9 protein-coding genes are annotated in these 17,280 nt (G+C 45.2%); 1 reads left to right on the plus strand and 8 read right to left on the minus strand.

What is annotated here, in order from left to right; genetic code table 11:
- Nucleotides 1-97: 97 nt before the first annotated feature.
- Together HC733_RS12475 and HC733_RS12480 are read right to left on the minus strand one after the other, a co-directional pair.
- Entirely contained in the window at nt 98-961 is an 864-nt protein-coding gene (locus HC733_RS12475; RefSeq protein ID WP_190365375.1) for a hypothetical protein, read from the minus strand.
- Nucleotides 951-1,775 (minus strand): TnsA endonuclease N-terminal domain-containing protein, encoded by an 825-nt coding sequence (locus tag HC733_RS12480; protein WP_190365376.1) that lies wholly within the window; start codon nt 1,773-1,775, stop codon nt 951-953. Before HC733_RS12480 ends, HC733_RS12475 begins: the two co-directional genes overlap by 11 nt.
- Nucleotides 1,776-2,179: 404 nt before the next feature.
- Between HC733_RS12480 and HC733_RS12485 the strand changes: the two genes are divergently transcribed.
- A complete protein-coding gene (locus HC733_RS12485; RefSeq protein WP_190365377.1) occupies nt 2,180-3,979 on the plus strand; it encodes a S8 family peptidase in 1,800 nt (599 codons plus the stop codon).
- 132 nt (nt 3,980-4,111) lie between these two features.
- Here HC733_RS12485 and HC733_RS12490 read toward each other — a convergent pair whose 3' ends face one another.
- The 6 genes from HC733_RS12490 to HC733_RS12515 form a co-directional block, all read right to left on the minus strand.
- On the minus strand, nt 4,112-4,417 hold the full coding sequence (locus tag HC733_RS12490) for a hypothetical protein (protein WP_190365378.1): 306 nt from the start codon (nt 4,415-4,417) through the stop codon (nt 4,112-4,114).
- Nucleotides 4,418-4,603: 186 nt separating this feature from the next.
- Nucleotides 4,604-5,074: a hypothetical protein gene (locus tag HC733_RS12495; protein ID WP_190365379.1), complete on the minus strand. Its 471-nt coding sequence runs from the start codon at nt 5,072-5,074 to the stop codon at nt 4,604-4,606.
- A 53-nt stretch (nt 5,075-5,127) separates the two neighbouring features.
- A complete protein-coding gene (locus HC733_RS12500; RefSeq protein ID WP_190365380.1) occupies nt 5,128-5,709 on the minus strand; it encodes a hypothetical protein in 582 nt (193 codons plus the stop codon).
- A gap of 28 nt (nt 5,710-5,737) precedes the next feature.
- Nucleotides 5,738-9,544 carry a contractile injection system tape measure protein gene (locus HC733_RS12505; RefSeq protein WP_190365381.1) on the minus strand — a complete coding sequence of 1,269 codons (3,807 nt, stop codon included), beginning with the start codon at nt 9,542-9,544 and terminating at the stop codon, nt 5,738-5,740.
- A gap of 2 nt (nt 9,545-9,546) precedes the next feature.
- Nucleotides 9,547-14,517 (minus strand): hypothetical protein, encoded by a 4,971-nt coding sequence (locus HC733_RS12510; protein ID WP_190365382.1) that lies wholly within the window; start codon nt 14,515-14,517, stop codon nt 9,547-9,549.
- Between the two features lie 14 nt (nt 14,518-14,531).
- Nucleotides 14,532-17,267: a hypothetical protein gene (locus tag HC733_RS12515; protein WP_190365383.1), complete on the minus strand. Its 2,736-nt coding sequence runs from the start codon at nt 17,265-17,267 to the stop codon at nt 14,532-14,534.
- Nucleotides 17,268-17,280 lie beyond the last annotated feature (13 nt).

Here is a 17,280-nt window from a genome sequence, read left to right on the forward strand (position 1 = left end):
TTTTTTTATTTAGCGATTCATAAGATCACTAAACATCATGAATGTTCCCCACATTTTCCAAAATTTCTAAAATCTCCATCTTATTGATATATAAACACTAGTTTTGGGGATACCTTAGGCCAATTACGCTACGTTTTTTAAGAAGGTAGTCTCGTTCCGTCGAACGCTTGCGTATTATAGTATCTTCCGAAATCAAACGGTTTCGCCAATATGAAAACTGGCGTAATGAAGGCACTATAGGCGCCCTTTTACAAGCATCGGCCAATTTTATCTCTTCAGCATGATACTGCCTAAGGTATTGCTTGTAGGACTCTTTAAGAGACTTTCCGTTGACCTTTAAATAATGCTTATTCAGAGCCTTACGAATATTCTGTTTATCCTTGGTATTTAACACATATTTTGGGGCGCGCTCGACGCCGAGTGTTCTTGATGTTCTCGGAGCTCCCAACGCTCCATTCATGGCAAGACGCTCCCCCCCTGAGCCTCCACTGTTCGCGTAAGCAGGTAGGAAGGCATTTTTAGTCTGACCAAGGCGCCAATAAGTATTTAAAAGCCGGGAAATTTTCTTTCGGTCAACACCCTTTCGCTTTGCATACTCGGCCAGTCCCAGCATTCTCTTTGACGTAGCGTAGGCAAATAAAAATTCGATATCAGAGGCCAATTCGTTTATCAAATCGAAATTTTTATCTCGCTTGGTTCTAGATTTAGGAGGGATATCTTCTTCTGCCTCCAATAGAAAATAAGGCGCTTTCCACTCGATAAGCCCAGCGATTCCCGAACGGCTCCACTTCGTAAACGTCGACAACATTTTCGCAACGGGTCTTTGCAAGTGACCAGTGTCGGTCAGTTGAAATAAAATGATGCAATCCAGGTGAGGGATTATTTCGATGACGCGGTAGATGTCGTCTTGCAGACCTTCGGCTCCGTTCAAACGCCATACGCTGTTTTTATCAACCGCCATTGGATACCTGCCGTTTATCATGGTTTACGGACAGAATGTCTACGCCTCCGCAGGATTCGATAGAATAATTCAAATCAACATCAATCCATTTTTCGGCAATCAGGTAACGCACTATATTGAGCCCATCTTCGCTTCTACCTTGTATTATGGACACGAGATTGCCACATAAATCAGATAACAGGTGCTTGCCTGGTTCCAGCACCGTTAATACAGCTTCGACTTGAGAAGGTGTATATGTTTGAATGCCTGAACGAAATGGCGATGTTGCCCACTGTATGTTGCTGCTTTGTGCTTTCGTTATTTCATTGCCCGTGAAAAATAAAAATTCAACACCTAAGAGTTCCCACCAGATGCGTTCAATATCCAGCTTTTCAGCTGTTCTCTGATCGATTCCGTCCTCGGGTTTCACGGAGACCGCCCTATAAAACTCTCGTTCTCCCTGTCGGCAAGTAAGAAGGAAGTCCGTCGTCATGATGTTGGGCTCACCGCTATAGGGAACAGTTGGGTGGTCGACGCCTAACGTTGCGGCAATCTTTTGGGATAAGTTGAGTGGAAGGAGTGGGAATTGCTCTCGGATATCGACCACCGAATCGCTGAATTCGGCTAAATAAAAGAATTGGCTTTCAATCGATGAAAGCAGGTGATGCTCACGCCCTGTTTTTCTACCCCAAACCTGAGTTCTTTGTCCTTTTTTGGATTTAACGTCCTGAATTCGAAGCCAAGGCTTGTAATCGATTCCTTCCCCTAATCCATACTTATTTTTGAGCGACCGGTTGAAATCGCTAAGAGTTTCCAGCTTTCTGCCACGAGCCATAGTCTTCGCCAGTATTAACGACATTAACTGAGTATAGACAGTAAAAAACCAATACGGGCAGAATATTGTTTAAAGCACCTCTTGCGGGCAAACTTTATTGTCTACGGGCAAACTCTATTGTCGCTACACATTTTTACCAAGTGAATAAAATATCGATTACATTTACATTTATTTACATAACATAACGATATTTTACCTCCGTATAAAAAACAGGCTCAAATGCATTAAAAACAAGCAGTTACTGTAACAAAAATGTCATATAGCCATCCGCTTATAACCAATCTAACAATGTAAATAACAAAACAGTTCTTTTAAACCATTAACGTTAACTTTACGTTCTGTAACGTCTACATTGCACTTGCGCAGTGTAGATTTAATAAATACACAACATGTTAGGGAATCTTATGACAACAACAAATCAGTTCAAATTAGGTGCATTGTCACTGGCAATGACTACTCTGTTCACGGCAAATACAGCGTTTGCTACAGCCGATTTATCTGCACAAGCAAATATCAACTTTGCGCAAACAGCAGCTAAGTTACAACATCAAGGTAAGTTTGGTACGCAGTTCATCATCAAGTACAAAAATAGCGATCAATCATTGATGGGTGTAGGTACAGACGCTACAACCTCTCAAGCAGTAATGAATCAACGTGCGCAAAGCTTCGTGCAAGGCTTTGCAAGCAAAAAATCAAATGTAAAAGCGCAATATGTTCGTCCTATGGCGCTTAGCAACCACCACGTAATGCGTGTTGATAGAAAACTATCTCCAGCGGAAGCTAACTCATTTATGCAAGAAATTGCGGCATCAGGTAATGTTGAATACATCGAAATTGACCAAATGCTACAACCATTTGCAGCACCAAATGACCCTCGTTATGCTGATCAATGGCACTACTATGAACCAACAGGTGGCCTAAATTTGCCAAGTGCATGGGACAGAGCAACGGGTGCAGGCGTCACAGTTGCTGTACTTGATACAGGTTATCGCCCACATGTTGACTTAGCCGCTAATATTTTACCTGGTTACGACATGATATCTAATCTTGATGTTGCTAATGATGGGAACTTACGCGATAACGATGCCCGCGACCCAGGTGACGCAATAACCCGCGGAGAGTGTGGTACCGACAGCTTTGGATACCCAGTTCCAAGCCGTGACAGAAATTCAAGTTGGCACGGTACACACGTGGCAGGAACAGTTGCAGCAGTGACCAATAATGGACAAGGCGTTGCCGGTGTAGCTTATGGCGCAAAAGTAGTACCAGTGCGTGTACTTGGTAAGTGCGGTGGTTTAACATCTGATATTGCAGATGGCATCATCTGGGCATCAGGTGGCTTTGTGTCAGGTGCCCCTTCTAATGCTAACCCTGCCGACGTCATTAATATGAGCCTGGGTGGTGAAGGAAGCTGTAGCCCAACTACTCAAAATGCGATCAACCAAGCACGTGGTAATGGCACTGTGGTTGTGGTTGCTGCTGGTAATGATAATGACAATGCATCGAGTTATAACCCTGGTAACTGTAATGGGGTTATCAACGTTGCATCAACTAATCGCAGTGGTAGCCGCGCAAGCTACTCTAACTATGGCTCTTCAATTGATGTTGCGGCACCAGGTGGAACGCTTACCCATGGTGTATTATCTACCTATAACACGGGCACAGGTAGCCCATCATTTGATAGCTATGGCAACTCACAAGGCACCTCAATGGCAGCCCCCCATGTCGCAGGTGTGGCAGCATTAATCAAACAAGCCAAACCATCTGCAACGCCTGATGAAATTGAAAGTATCATAAAAACAACAACGCGTAGCTTCCCGGGTTCATGCTCTGGTTGTGGCACGGGTATTGTTGATGCCAATGCCGCAGTGCTTAAAGCTTTTGGACAAGATCCCGAGCTGCCAAAAGAACCATTTGTCAAGACGTTATACAACTTATCAGGTTCGCAAGGAACACAAAAACGATATAGCATCGAGATACCAGAAGGAGCAAAAAACTTTACAGTTACTACTTCAAGCGGTCAGGGTGACGTCGATCTGGGTATTTATAAAGACGGTGCAAGCACTTACGCTTGTCTTTCACAAAACAGCAGCAATGCTGAACGCTGCAGCATTGCAAGTCCAAGTGCAGGGAAATGGATTATAGAACTACAAGCATACTATAGCTTCACAGGACTGACCATGAACGTGAAGTACGACTTATAACTACCCACGTTTTATAACCATCAGCACCTACTTACTCTTGTACGAGGTGCTAAGTTGAGCAAAAAAAAATCGGCCACACCAAACAGTGTGACCGATTTTTTTATACATAAACCAGCAATGGTGTATCTCCCATTACTTTTTTCGATTGTGCTTATCTTTATCCACGGATGAGGCTTCTTTTATGACCATGATCAAGGCCATAATAACCGGTGAGATCATGCCAACAACAGCTGTAAACGCTTCCATTTCAAGAAAGTAGCCTGAAAGACACGTCACCAATACCAATATCACTGTGGTCGGCATCGCCCATTTTCCTACTAACACCATCACGATATCGTGTGGCGTAAAACGGTTTTTAGCTTGTTGTTTGTGCTTATCTTTCAAGTTAGGGTCGTCTTCGCCCTCGGGTGGCGAGGTGCTGTTAAAATTTTTTTTCATCAAAAATACTCCATTGACTGTAAAATTTTTTAGAAGGGGGAGGCGAACGCCTCCTTAATAAGTTGTCGCTACTCGCTTTTCAGCTCGCAGGATAAAGGTGGGAAGGTATGGAAGACGGTTATTCACCTCTGGTTTAATAAAGGTTTAAAGCTTGCGTTATTAGGTAAGTCACCTGCCCAGAAAAACTTAATGCAACCAGTCTGTTGCGCTGTACGCAGGGCGTTTGGTGTTGGTGCTGTCTGGTTGTTTAGCTTGCAGCAGGTCAAAATAAGCAATGCTTAACCTTAACCACCTAAGGAATGAACTAGGCTCTTGTTGATTAATTTGCTCAAGCGTGCGGTCACACATTTGACCACTGATGGCTAAATTAAAGTGGTGTTGTAACTCACTGAGCAATACGTCTATAAAGCCATTGACCGATGCTTTAAATAGTAAGTTAGCAACTTCTTGATGTAGTAACTCATCACCCCGTAATTGCTGCCAAATTTCATCGCAATATTGCTGTTTAAAAAGCCGATACAGCTCGCTTTGAGAAAACCCTGCGCCTTTCATGGTTTGCCAGCAAGCGAGTTGATCTAACACAATGCAATACACATCGGCTTTTTGGCCACTCCAAGTCATTACTCGTTTAAATGCTTGCGCATAACTTGCCATCATCTACCTCGCTTTTTACTTTTTTAGATGACGCAATAAAGTGCAAAATGTGATGATTAAATGCGGCTTAAATTAGCCCTTTTTTGAATAAAAATAAGAGAGATAAAATCATTAATAACGCAAGCTAACTCCGACTGACTATGAGTAAACGCGTGCCACTGCATATTACTAGTGCCATGTGTACGAAAATGACTATAGCCTTCGTCGTCAAAGTACAGCACTTGCACCTGACTCGTTAATTGCGCGGTCTTATAACGACAAGCAATGTAATTACTACCCGATTGGGTAAAAAACACCAGTTGGCTATCGTCTGACACAACTGGCGTATCACTTTGCAAGTTACCGCTAAATTTAAATGCCACTTCATAGATGACATCTACCACTACCCCGTTATCTTCTATTTGCTCTGTTTTAGTGACAATCTCACTACCATAACCGTGATTGGCAAGTTCAGCTTTGGCACTGCCTAGCTGCGCTAACACGGTATGTACAAATAATCCATCCAGATAACGTTTTCGGTCATATTCATTGTGTGTGCTCACGGTTTGCACATTGGCTTTGGCAGTGGCATAAAGCTGTGAGCGATGCTGATGTTCAAGGATCAGCTCATGGGTATCCGCTTCGTTGTAGGTATGCATAATTATCCTCTGTAAAATAGCGTTGCTGTTAAAATCCGTATTTCCATTCGATGTGCAGGAGTGTTTGTTCCAACCAAGGCAGTTGCACCATACCTAATCCCCAAGGGAGTTTTGCCATGAGTACGTCTTGAGGCATGGTTTCTGCGCTAATGTGATAACCTGTATCGGTTTGCTCAACCTGCCCTTCACGCACAATAAATAAGCGCACAAACTCATCAACGGGCATACCTTTGAGTATTTCCCAGCGACTGACCAATGCATGCAGCATGTAATCAACCGCAGCTATGGTTTTATCGTCAAGCTCAATGACATCATCAATTTCCATGTCTAACGGCAAACCAAGTAAAGCATTTGCGGTATGACTCACTTCAATTAACGGGTCAATATTGGCGATGTAACACAGCACAGCGTGTGCCTGCCTGTGGGCTTGGTCATTAATAAACAGACCTCGGTGCTCATGCTCGTCGCTATGCAACAACGATAGTTTGTTAAACAAGGTGGGTAAAAATGGCCACAAGATCACCAAGCCCACATCAAAGGTGATGGGGCTTGCAGCTTGCTCGCTCTGTTGTTGTAACTGCTCAAGCTGTGCTTTTACCTGTGCCATGGTTTTATGAATGAGGTTTTTATCTGCCTTAACGAGCGTTGTTTTGCGCAATTTTTGCAAACGACTGCGGCTTTGCGACATGGCATTTTGTAACTGAGTTTGCTCATCTGCCGTCATAGCGGCTTGCTTCTCTGTGGCGATATTTTTTTCAATCTCAGCAAGTAACTGATGTGCTTGCGCGGAGTTTTGTACATTCATCAGTGCCTGTAGCAATGTGTTTGGCTGCGCATTGACGCCAGTGCGCTCAGCTTGCTGTGGCGCTAGTGTGCCATGCACTTTATTTGTACCACCATTTTTTTCACACGCTAATACTTGAGTTGGAAGCGGCTCACCTAAGTTAACAGCTAGATGTGTTTCTAGCGCGGTTTCTGGCTGTTGATTTACTTGCGGCTTTAGTAAAGTTGTAACATGATGCTCTGAATTACCTTGCTGTTGTAAGTGAGGCTGTTTTGCTTGCGTGTGCTCTGCTTCGTCATCAAGCGCAACTCTCTGTTCAACCACGTTATGGCGCGCAAGATCTTGTGCTAACTCTGGTTTGCCTTCTATTTGCTTTGGCAGCTCGCTGGCATTTTGCAGCGCTATCGATTGGCTGTTTACAGCCTCCGTCACAAGGCGTTTATCTGTAAATTCATGGCTCAGATTTTCACGCTGTTGCGACACATAAGCGTTAGGTTTTGCTGCTCCTTTGCCATGCAAAGACACGAGTTCAGCTGGTAGCGATGCAAGTTGAAGTACTGTCACGTTATCACTTACTTGCTCATTCAATTGAGCATGCTTATAAGCGCTTAGTGATGACAGCACTGTAGAGCTCTCTACACTCACTTGCTCGCACGCGACATCAATTAAAGGCATAAGCCAAGCATCGGGACTTGAATAAGACCGTGCGATGTGTGGCACGGTTTGCGTTATTTGTTTGCTGATCGCTTGCAGCGCTTGAATTTGCTCAACCAATAGTTTGCGTAGTGTTAAGCCTTGCGTGCCTTGCAAAGCCTCACCTGCGGGTAGTTGACTTAACTCATGTATAAAACACATTTTTTGCGTTGATACAAAAGCAAATAAACGCCCTATCCCGCCTGAGTAATTGTTATGTAACGTCTGCGCAAATATTGCGATTTGCGCAGCGCGCTGAGCACATTGCACAAACGGTGCGCGTTCACTTTGCGTGATGCTTGAGCTTGATGTCAGCGCTTGCGATGCAAACTGCTGCAGCATGTCTTGCAAACGCAAAACCAGCTGGTCATAAAGCGTGGTGATCTGCAGGCTAAAAGTATGCTCTATTTGACGCTCGTTTAGGGTGATAGCCTTTGCTTGACTGTCTACTTCAGGGTTGTTTTTTTGCTGCTCGCAGTGCGCTAGTAAGTTATCCAGCACCCTGTCTAACTCAGTCCAATGCTCAATGCTGTGAATACGCAACCATGTATTAGAATAGGCTTGAATAGGCAAACTTTTTAGCAGTGCTTGTATGCCCAGCACACAGCCTTGCAATGCACTGTGTTGATGAGGGAGCAAAGCGGCCTTTTGCTGCTCGGCCAGCTGCTTTTTTAATGCTGTTAGTACGCCAACCAAATCCCTTGGTGCTATACCAGCGGCAAACATCGGGTGCGACTTATCTTGCAATGCCTGTTGCTGCCGAGCATTCAGCCGAGCATTCAGCCGAGCATTCTGCCGAGCATTCTGCTGAGCATTCTGCCGAGCACACCAAGTGCTGACTTTATCAAGCCAACTCGAAACCTGCTGCTCGGTAAACGTTTGCGTATTTTGTGTGTCAGCGGATACCTGCAATAGCACCGCTGGCACATCGCTCAGTTGACTTAACAGGTAATACAACTTCAACAAACTAAATTGACTCACTGTGTATGGCGAGTTTTTAGCTTGCTGCGCCCGTATCGTGCTAAGTAGTGCATCCACCTGAGCCAAAATGGCCTCAGGTGTGCGAGCTTGCCAGCAACGACTAAGTGCTTTGCTCAGCTGCGTCAGTTGGTTAGTCAGTTGCGCAGTTAATAATGTTTGCCCTGCGCGAATTGTTTGTAATGTCATCCACGATTTTACCTGCTGGTTTGGCAAAGTGTTATCACTTGATAGTAACCGCAATAAGCTCATGATTTGTGTGAGCGTAGTACGTAACAGAGCCCTTTTAGTATTATTCGTTGATGGCTTTTCAATATCATGGTTTTGCCCAAATACAGGCAATTGCGATGTGGATGCGCTGATAAGCGACCTATTTGACGTACTGTGCGCAGCCTTATTTACCAGTTCAATGGCTAAATCACTCTGCGCGGCGGCTTGTCTAACAATACGCTTTAAATGCGCCACGTTACTTGGCGTACTTTGAGCCAGTTCAACGGCACACCACATGCTGATAGCCTGCCTGTGATTTGGCCAAGTTAACGCCAAACAAACTTGCTGCAATAGCTGCTCATCAAAGCTTTTGCGGATAAAAAAATGCTCATATACGCTCAACAGTAATGTTCTATGTTGGTATTTTTCGGGCGTGTTTTGTACGCTTTTGTCACTGCTGGCTGTTAGCTCTAACCAGCTAATAAAGTGCGTTAAATGTGGAACTGATAATAGCGCGAGTAACTTGTTTAAGCGTGTATGCGTATGGCTTGGGTAAAGTGGTGCTAGCAGCTCAAATAATACCCCGCTCTCATGCCTAAACAAATTAACCAGTTGCACTCGCAACATAGGCCAGTTGGGCAGATTTTGTAACGCTATAAGCGCATTTTGCTGTTTTTTAAATGCTTCAGTTATCTGGCGTTTAAGCTCCAGCCTGAGAGTGGCTTTTGCCATCACTGTGGGGGATTGTTCTGCCAGTAAATTAGCCAACAAGCGCTGCACTTCTAAAGTAAGATGCGCACGACCTTGGCGCTTGAGTGCGTCACTTACCGAATACTGACTTTGCGCTTTATGTGCTTGTTTTGCTTGCGCCAACTGTTTTTCAAGCACTTGCTTTAATTGCGGATATAAGTAAGTTTTAAACGCTGAATATGGGTCACGCTGCACTTGCTGCCAATCAATTTGCGCAAGGTCAATGTCGATATCTGGCAACTTCAGGGTATCAATTGCCGACTCATATGACTCAAATTCAGACCAATCCATTTGCGACAAGCCACGCATAATCCACTGAGCAAACTGAGTTTCTAAGTCTGCTAGGCTGGTGTTGGTGGCTTGCAAGGTTGATTTAGGGGCCTGGATCTGGGCCCCTATTTGTTTAATAACAAGTTTCATAGCTAGATGTGGTCATGACGCCAAGGTTGCGTACCACACATTACTGGCGCATCTAAATATAGCGCATGCCACAAGTAATCATGTTGTGTGTGCGTGTCATCGGGATTATCACAACCTGAACTATAGATATGATGACCAACATCACCTTGTGCACGGTTGTCGCGCCAATGTCCTTGTGCCATTAAACTCTGACACTTGTAGGCACCACCACCATACATCAAGGCAATATTCGCTTTTGCAACTACTTGACAGTCATCACAATAAGCAACCCCACCGCCATATTCAGCGCGACACATAGACACGTTTAGGATTGACTCTGTCACCCCAAATACGCCGCCTCCTTGACGCGTGGCCCTACAATTTTTGATATTGTTTGCTTCAATGCAACTCACTTCAGCTTCACCATAAAGCGCGCCACCATCGCCATTCACATGATGATTCTCAATCACACAGTTAAGCTTGGCGCTTTGCACATAGCGTAAATGGAATGCACCACCGTTACCCTCGTAAACGCCACCATTAATCAGCGAGCCATCAAAAGTGAAACCGCGCATTTCTACGCTTTTCACTAAGGCATCGCTTTGTCCGTGAATAAGGAAGCGACAACCCGCATGCTCTTTAACAATACGCGTTTCGCGTTCATTAAAGCCGATAATGCTCACATTGGAGCCAATGCGTACTGGTTGCTTTAATTTATACGCACGGTTCATTTGCGGGTGGCACATGTGAGGCATCAGCAAAATGGTCACATTCGATAGTATTTCGCGGCTCATCACCTCATCAAATTCTAATTGGTTTTGTACCAGTAAAACCTTGTTGTTTTGTGCCAGCGTCCAACAATGGGCATCCACGTAGGCTTTTACTGCCGCCTGTGTGGCCAGCGCTTGATCTGAAGCAAGCTCACCACCTAGTTCAACATCCGTTGATACATGTGAAATAGCCTGACTGTCATTAAGCATCAAAGAGTGTGCGCTCAATGCTCCTTGAACCGCAAAATCTCCTTGTGCCACAGCGCCACCGGCCAGTGTCAAGCCTTGGTCAACCACCAGCATATTACGTACGCGTACATCCCCCGCCACATCTAGTTTGTGGCTAGGTAGTTGTGTGCCAATGCCCACCTCACCTCTAGAGGTAATATGCAGTGCGTCGGACTCTGGGGTCGTGATATTCAATGGTGCAGCATGTTGACTTGAGTCGAGTGTAATTGCATGTTCGCCCACCTCACCCACTATCTGTACCGCTTTGGCGCTCACTTCGTGAGCCGTTTGTAGTGAGCTTAAAAACTCAACTTGCCCATGCACAGTAACATCATTTTTAAAGGTAGCCGCAGGGCAAATCGAAACTTGAGAACCAAGCTCAATACCTTCTACATTCAACCCTCCTTGCAAGGTGGTTTGCTTGGCCACCACTAAGTCGTCACGTAACAGCGTTCGTTTTTGTACTGATAATTCATCGTTCATGCGCACCGACGCTTGGAAGGTACTGTCGCTTTGCACCTCAACTTGGCGATTAAATGTGGCATTACCCTCCACCGTTAACGTGTCTTTTAACAAGGCGTCATCGTGTACGGTTAAATCCGAGCGCAGCTCTACATCACCAAAAATTTTTGCGCCATCAAAACATTCCAAACGACCAGAGCCACGCAGTACGCCATCTAGCTCAATGTCGCCTCTAAACACCGCATTGCCATTAATGTCTAGCGCTTCACGAGGTGAGTCGGTTTGCACACCCAGTTTACCGTCTTCAATCACGATGGGTTTTTCGCCTTGATGATAAACCGCAAAAGCTTTGGCAAAGTGGTTTTGGTCAATGGCCACTTGCGCAACCCCAGCAGGCATGCCTGTAGACTCACTATCCATAACGCTGCTAAACGGTAAACCAAAACGTGCTTCACCAGCCAACTCAGCGTTACCATGCACATTAATGTTACTTCTAAAGCTGGCGTACTCATCAACGTGTAAGCTTTCATCAACTTCTAAGCGGCCTTTGATCTGCACGTCTTTTCTAAATTGGCTATCTTCGGCCACATCCAGCGCATAGTCTGGACGCTCAACGCCTAAACCTAAGCGACCATCGTTAAACACTAAGCCAACTTGACCACCTTGACGTTCAATCAATAAGCCTTGCTTGCCTTGCTCTTGAATATGTACGCGTGCATTGGCAAGCCTATCCGATAAATTTAAGTCGCCATCAATATCCACATGGCTATCAAATTGTGCTCTGCCCTCGACTTGCAGCGAGTTACCCTCTTGTAATTGCGCAATTTTAACGCCATCGTTCGCGTTTACTCGGCCATTAATGGTAAGAGTGTTATCAATCATGGTTTGACCTTCAACCGTCAACCCTTCATTTAAATGCGTTTCACCATTGGTTACCGTTAAGCCATTATGTAAGTCAACACTGTCGGTCACCGACAATGTGCCATCTAAGCTGCTATTGCCTGTGACGCTCAGTGCATCTTTGGCAAATTCAGCACTGTTGTTAGTGACACTAATACTTACACCATCTTCAATTGTCGTTGCGCCTTGCACATTCAGCGCATTGTTTAAGTGCGTGTCGCCATCCACGGTTAACGTTAACTCACGCCCTTCGATGTGCACTTCACCATTGATGTGTGCTTTACCAGTCAGGGCAAAGTTTACATCCGTTTCTGGCTGGGCTTGGTTAATCGTCAGTTGCCCCGCGGCGATATGTGTTGTCTTAGTTTTTTGTGGATCGCTAATGTTTAACACAGGCGCATCACTATGCTGTGTCACATGTACCTGCGAGTCACCAACGTAGATGATCTGTTGCTCACCTTCGTTATAAGCCGCAAAACTGCCAATGACCTTGTGACTTCCCCAGCATGCGCTCTCACCAAACACTTGAAACGGCGTAGCAAAATCAGCTTGGCCTATCGTGACCTTCATGTCTTTAATGCTGAACAAACTATTGTCGGCATGAGTGATGTTCATATCGCCAGAGATCTCAACGGGACCCGTCATGAGTGCTTCACAAGCCACATGAAACGGTTTTAGAGGCTCTGGCGCAAAGATACCCAATTTGTCGGCTTTAGTAGTAATGATGGGTTTAATGCCCTGACCATCAAAATGCCCTACTTCAAAACCGCTGTTATTGGCCAAATCACTCAACACAGCCAACTTGGCACTCGGCTGCCAAGGCGATAATTCAACCGCAGATGCAATATGAAGATGTTTGCTCACATCGGCTTGCTCAAGCTGTGCATGATAAGAGATAGCCAGCTCTGGCGCGCTCACTTTGCCCGCAACATTAACAGGCACTGACATTGCCGTTGAGCCAACTTGCACACCTTGCTTTTTCACTCTCAAAAGCGTGTGATCTTCGTAGTCTTTAATCAGCAGTGCCGACTCATCTTCCCCATTTGTTTTAACCGCCACTTTTGCCGCTAGCGACTCACCCAGTTGACCAATGTTGATGCCTTGCGCGATATAAGCGCTTTGTGCGTTCAATGCCGTTTGTGTTGAGATATCTTCACTGGCGCTGATATTTTTAAACTGCGCGCTGTCTTTTACCGTCATTGTGGTGTTGATAAGCGCGCCTGTAACGCTGTCTTGCTCACTCACGCCCGACTGAGTATCGCCGACCCATAACTTTTGCGTTGTGGTTTTTTGCGCAACGGTCGCATTGTTGTTAACGGTTAATGTGTCCGTTGTTGTTTGACCTGCAGTTAAAGCGTTTGCAACAGAGGCGCTATCGCTCACTAGATGAGTCTGTACCGTCAGGTTGTTGGTTGTTGTATTACCTGCTACGAATAAGTCATCTTTAATCGCTGTTTGTTGGTAAACAGTCACCTTTGACTCACCTTGCATAGGGGCATCTGTCACTTTAACAAAAGCGGCTGTATCGGTTGCAACATGTAACAATGACGAGCCAGCTTCACCCTGTACATCTAATTTGGCTGAAGCCGTATGTTTACCCAGTGCAAGTTGCCCAGCAATTGCCACCGACTCAGATACACTGACATTGCCTTGAAAGTGGCTGTTATCTAAATTATTCAGTTGCACATAATGACTACTTGTTAAGTCACCAATCAGCGCAGTGCCATCAACCTGAAAGTCAGCTTGAATATTTGTTGTGCCAACGCCCACTTTGCCTTCAGAATTGATATAAAAAGGAGTTGTGTCATTGTTGTGATCGTCAACGCGCAGTAACGCGTCCATATCACTACTGGTTTTAGAAATATGTAATTTAGCTCGGGTGCTTTGCGCATCAATGCCAACACCCAACGCATCGCGCGCTTCTAAATGCTCAGTAAATATGGCGCTGCGACCATTGAGCTTATCGTTAAGGGTTGTGTCTGCTGCAACCGTTAGAGTCTGTACATGAGTATCAGCTAAAGAGGCCGTTGCTGAGACGCTCAAATTGGCCGTCTCTACGGTGTTTATGACGTTCAGTGTGCCTTCAATACCTGCATCACCAAATACACTCACCCTAGGTTGACCATTACCATCAAGTTCCGCACGCATCACCTCTAGCTCGCCACCAGATACCGACAGAGCTTGTGTCTGTACTTGCGCTGTACTTAACTGTGTGTTGGCAATAACGTTATCGGCTTGCAGCGTATTGGCTACTGTGACTTTTTTCTCGCTATTCGACACAGTTAATACATCGTCAAATACCGCCATGGTATCGCTGTCGATACTAAGCGTGTTTGCTTCGCCTTGCGTCATACTCAATTGTGCAGGGGTCAGTCTTAACTGCTCATCAGCTTGAGCGTCCGAGCGAACTGTCACAGCGGATGAAACTTCAACTTCAGCTTGCCCATCTTGCTCAACCACCTTAATGGGATCATCCACTTGGTTAAAGCTCGAGCGGATCATGGCTTCAAAATCATCACCTGTCGGCGTTTTTAAATCATCAAACTTTTCAATCAGTGATTGACGACCTTCTTTTTCGACCAATGTGGTCGCTTGTGCAGATAGCGTAGCTTCTTGCTCATTTAGTGTGTTCATGGGTTATTCCTTGATTAAATACGATTAGGCTTGCTGTAGGCAACGATAAATTTGGACTGCTCGGTCGCGCTTGGATTAATGGTTGAAATTGACACCGGATAGAGCGGTCTTAAATAGGCCAGCGGTGTGTAACCCACTGTGAGTCTTTGCGCGCGCTCAGCGTGATCAGAAATACTGGGGCGGCAAATATCGTCGATATAGTGTTGGGCACTTAGGTAAAAAATATCATCTGCACTAAAACCACTGGGAAAATGTGCAACATACTGGGCAATATTAGCCGCCACACTTTGATAAATGGCGCTACTTGTTTGGCCATCAACAACAAATTCATGATCTGAGTCGTCTGTGCAATACTGGGCTAATAGGTTGACCATGGTCGCTTTAACCGTATCCCATTGATTACTTGGGCCCGCCTGATGGGTTAACAGCACAGTTGCTAATGGCCATTGCGGCCCTGAGTTTGGCTCAACTGGTATGGGGTAAGTAAAAAACGCCCCCAACAGTTTACTCAATTGCTGCTGAATGTCTGACAATGACTCACTTGGCTGCGTAAAGCGGACTTTTTGTGTTTGCGAAAAGTAGTTCAACCAGCCGTAGTAAAGGCGCTCAAACAAACTCATGGTTTCTCTATCGATCCACAAGCAATGCACAGGCATATGCAGCGGGGTCAGTTCTCGAATTTTACGCTCAGTAAATTGACGAAACTCCCCTGAGGCAAAACGCGTCGTCCAATCTGGCAATACAAAGTACAAACTGCGACCAAGTTGCATACGCTGCATAGCCTCTAACTTGCCACCTTCTTGCGGCACGCACGCTTCGACTAAGCTACCTTCAACTAAATAAAAGCTCTCACGATTATAAATCGCCAACGGCATATGGGCCGGATGCGACAAACCCAATCGGCGCATAATACCTTTTGCCATTGAACTGCATTGGCTTTGCTGAATGTCATTGGCAAGATAGTCATAGCCTCGACAACGGTTTTCACCCAACATGCCAATTTCATTCAACAAACGACATTTGTCGATGTATTGGCGCAGTAACACCAGCCGCTCAAGTAACGATTCCTGTGGGCTTGGGTCTCGCTCATCCGCTAAGCTTGGCGTATAAAACGCAAAGACCGCTTTGTATTTCAGTAAATTGGCATCAACCGCGCGTTCAGCAAAACGGGCCAATAAATGCTGAGCGCTTTGATTCAGTCGTGTGAGTTGCGCAATAGAAAAATCACTTTCAAGACTGAGTTGCATACCTCGTTGCCAATAAGTCAAAGAGGTCGTATCTAACAGATGTTCAATACCGCTGATACCGGTTAGCGCTTGGCTCAATTGCGTATGGGGTAAAGCACAGACTTGCTGCCAGAATGCGCTCACTTGATCTTCATTCAGTGATTCACTGGCAAGCATGCGATCTAGCAACTTACCTAAACCTTCAAATACGCTTGCTTGTGGCAAAGAAAGAATATCGGGCAGTACATCCAGTTGTTTGTGCTGATCTGCTAGTATTTGGTCGAATAGCTGCAAATAACCTTTAAATTGGAGGAGTTGTGCTTTTTGTTCGCTGTCGATACGGCCATCAAGCGTGTGCTCGGTAACGGCATATACCTGAGGCAACTCGTGCTGCAATGAGCGGTAGTCACTGAGCCCTAAATATTCACCACTTTGAAAGCTCGGTAACATGCTTGTTGTCGGTAACGCTGGTGGTAGGTTAAGTACCTGCAAAGCGCTGCGAATGGCGGCTTTTTCAAGCTCGGTTAATTGATAGGGTTGACCATCAATTAACAACGCTAATGCATCAAAAAAGTTAGGCTCATCAAAGCCCAACTGCGCGATATTAGCGATTTGTGGGTTGTCATCGCTGCCAAATTGAATTTGCCAAAATTCGTAGCCCTCTTGTGCGTTATAATTGCTACTGCCTTGCTCTGTTACAAAATGAAATGCATTAACTTGCTCAATGTGTTCATGCTCATGCAACACACTTAAAATGTTGGAGCTAAATAACCGCACACTGTAGGCCGACTTATTTAAATCTTTATCAAGTACAAAGCCATGTTGAGGCCTTGGGCCTTGGTAAATGTCATCAATTTTAAGGCCCATTTGTAACAGCTGCTGAGCGGAATATTTACTAACGTCTGGGGATATTTCTCTGCCAATCAGGGTGTAAATCTCCACCAGCAGAGCAACTAAATCATCAACATGCTTCAGTGATAACGTCATGCCCACATTGACTTTGCTAATATCGTAGAACACCACATTACCAAGGGTGTGATTAACACACCGAGCCTTGGCAAAGGCGCGATTAAGCTGCTCAGTGACTGCCATTTTTTTGTTTTCATCTGGCGTGTACAGCAGCACCTTAAAATCGATAATATTAGTGCTCGCATCAATGCTTTGGCGCGTGGCGACATGCACATTTTTAACGTCGGGTAAATCGAGAATAAGACGTCGATAGTCATCTGCTGTTACACAATGGCTGAACAGCACTTGCTCTGGCTCATAGAATTTTACGCTGCCGCTAGGACTTGCCTGTGCGAGTAGCTCTGGGACTGAGTAATCTAATTTATAACTAAGATCTGAAAGCACATACACTAACACTTCTAAGAGCGTCACACCGGGGTCAAAGCGGTTATGATCGGTCCACGTGTTTGGTGCAAATTGCTGTATTCGATCCATGCCTTGCTGACGGAGCTTTGCCAAATCTTGCCCAGTATTGCTTGGAGCCTGATTGACTATCTGCAGAACTTGATTGTCCATAACTTTCCTGAAT

This window comes from Pseudoalteromonas sp. S16_S37, assembly GCF_014694405.1.
Taxonomy (GTDB): Bacteria; Pseudomonadota; Gammaproteobacteria; order Enterobacterales; family Alteromonadaceae; genus Pseudoalteromonas.

What these genes read in the sequence shown, in the direction of transcription:
- HC733_RS12475 (WP_190365375.1), bottom strand. Translation starts at nt 961, where the DNA reads ATGGCGGTTGATAAAAACAGCGTATGGCGTTTGAACGGAGCCGAAGGT.
- HC733_RS12480 (WP_190365376.1), bottom strand. Translation starts at nt 1,775, where the DNA reads ATGGCTCGTGGCAGAAAGCTGGAAACTCTTAGCGATTTCAACCGGTCG.
- HC733_RS12485 (WP_190365377.1), top strand. Translation starts at nt 2,180, where the DNA reads ATGACAACAACAAATCAGTTCAAATTAGGTGCATTGTCACTGGCAATG.
- HC733_RS12490 (WP_190365378.1), bottom strand. Translation starts at nt 4,417, where the DNA reads ATGAAAAAAAATTTTAACAGCACCTCGCCACCCGAGGGCGAAGACGAC.
- HC733_RS12495 (WP_190365379.1), bottom strand. Translation starts at nt 5,074, where the DNA reads ATGATGGCAAGTTATGCGCAAGCATTTAAACGAGTAATGACTTGGAGT.
- HC733_RS12500 (WP_190365380.1), bottom strand. Translation starts at nt 5,709, where the DNA reads ATGCATACCTACAACGAAGCGGATACCCATGAGCTGATCCTTGAACAT.
- HC733_RS12505 (WP_190365381.1), bottom strand. Translation starts at nt 9,544, where the DNA reads ATGAAACTTGTTATTAAACAAATAGGGGCCCAGATCCAGGCCCCTAAA.
- HC733_RS12510 (WP_190365382.1), bottom strand. Translation starts at nt 14,517, where the DNA reads ATGAACACACTAAATGAGCAAGAAGCTACGCTATCTGCACAAGCGACC.
- HC733_RS12515 (WP_190365383.1), bottom strand. Translation starts at nt 17,267, where the DNA reads ATGGACAATCAAGTTCTGCAGATAGTCAATCAGGCTCCAAGCAATACT.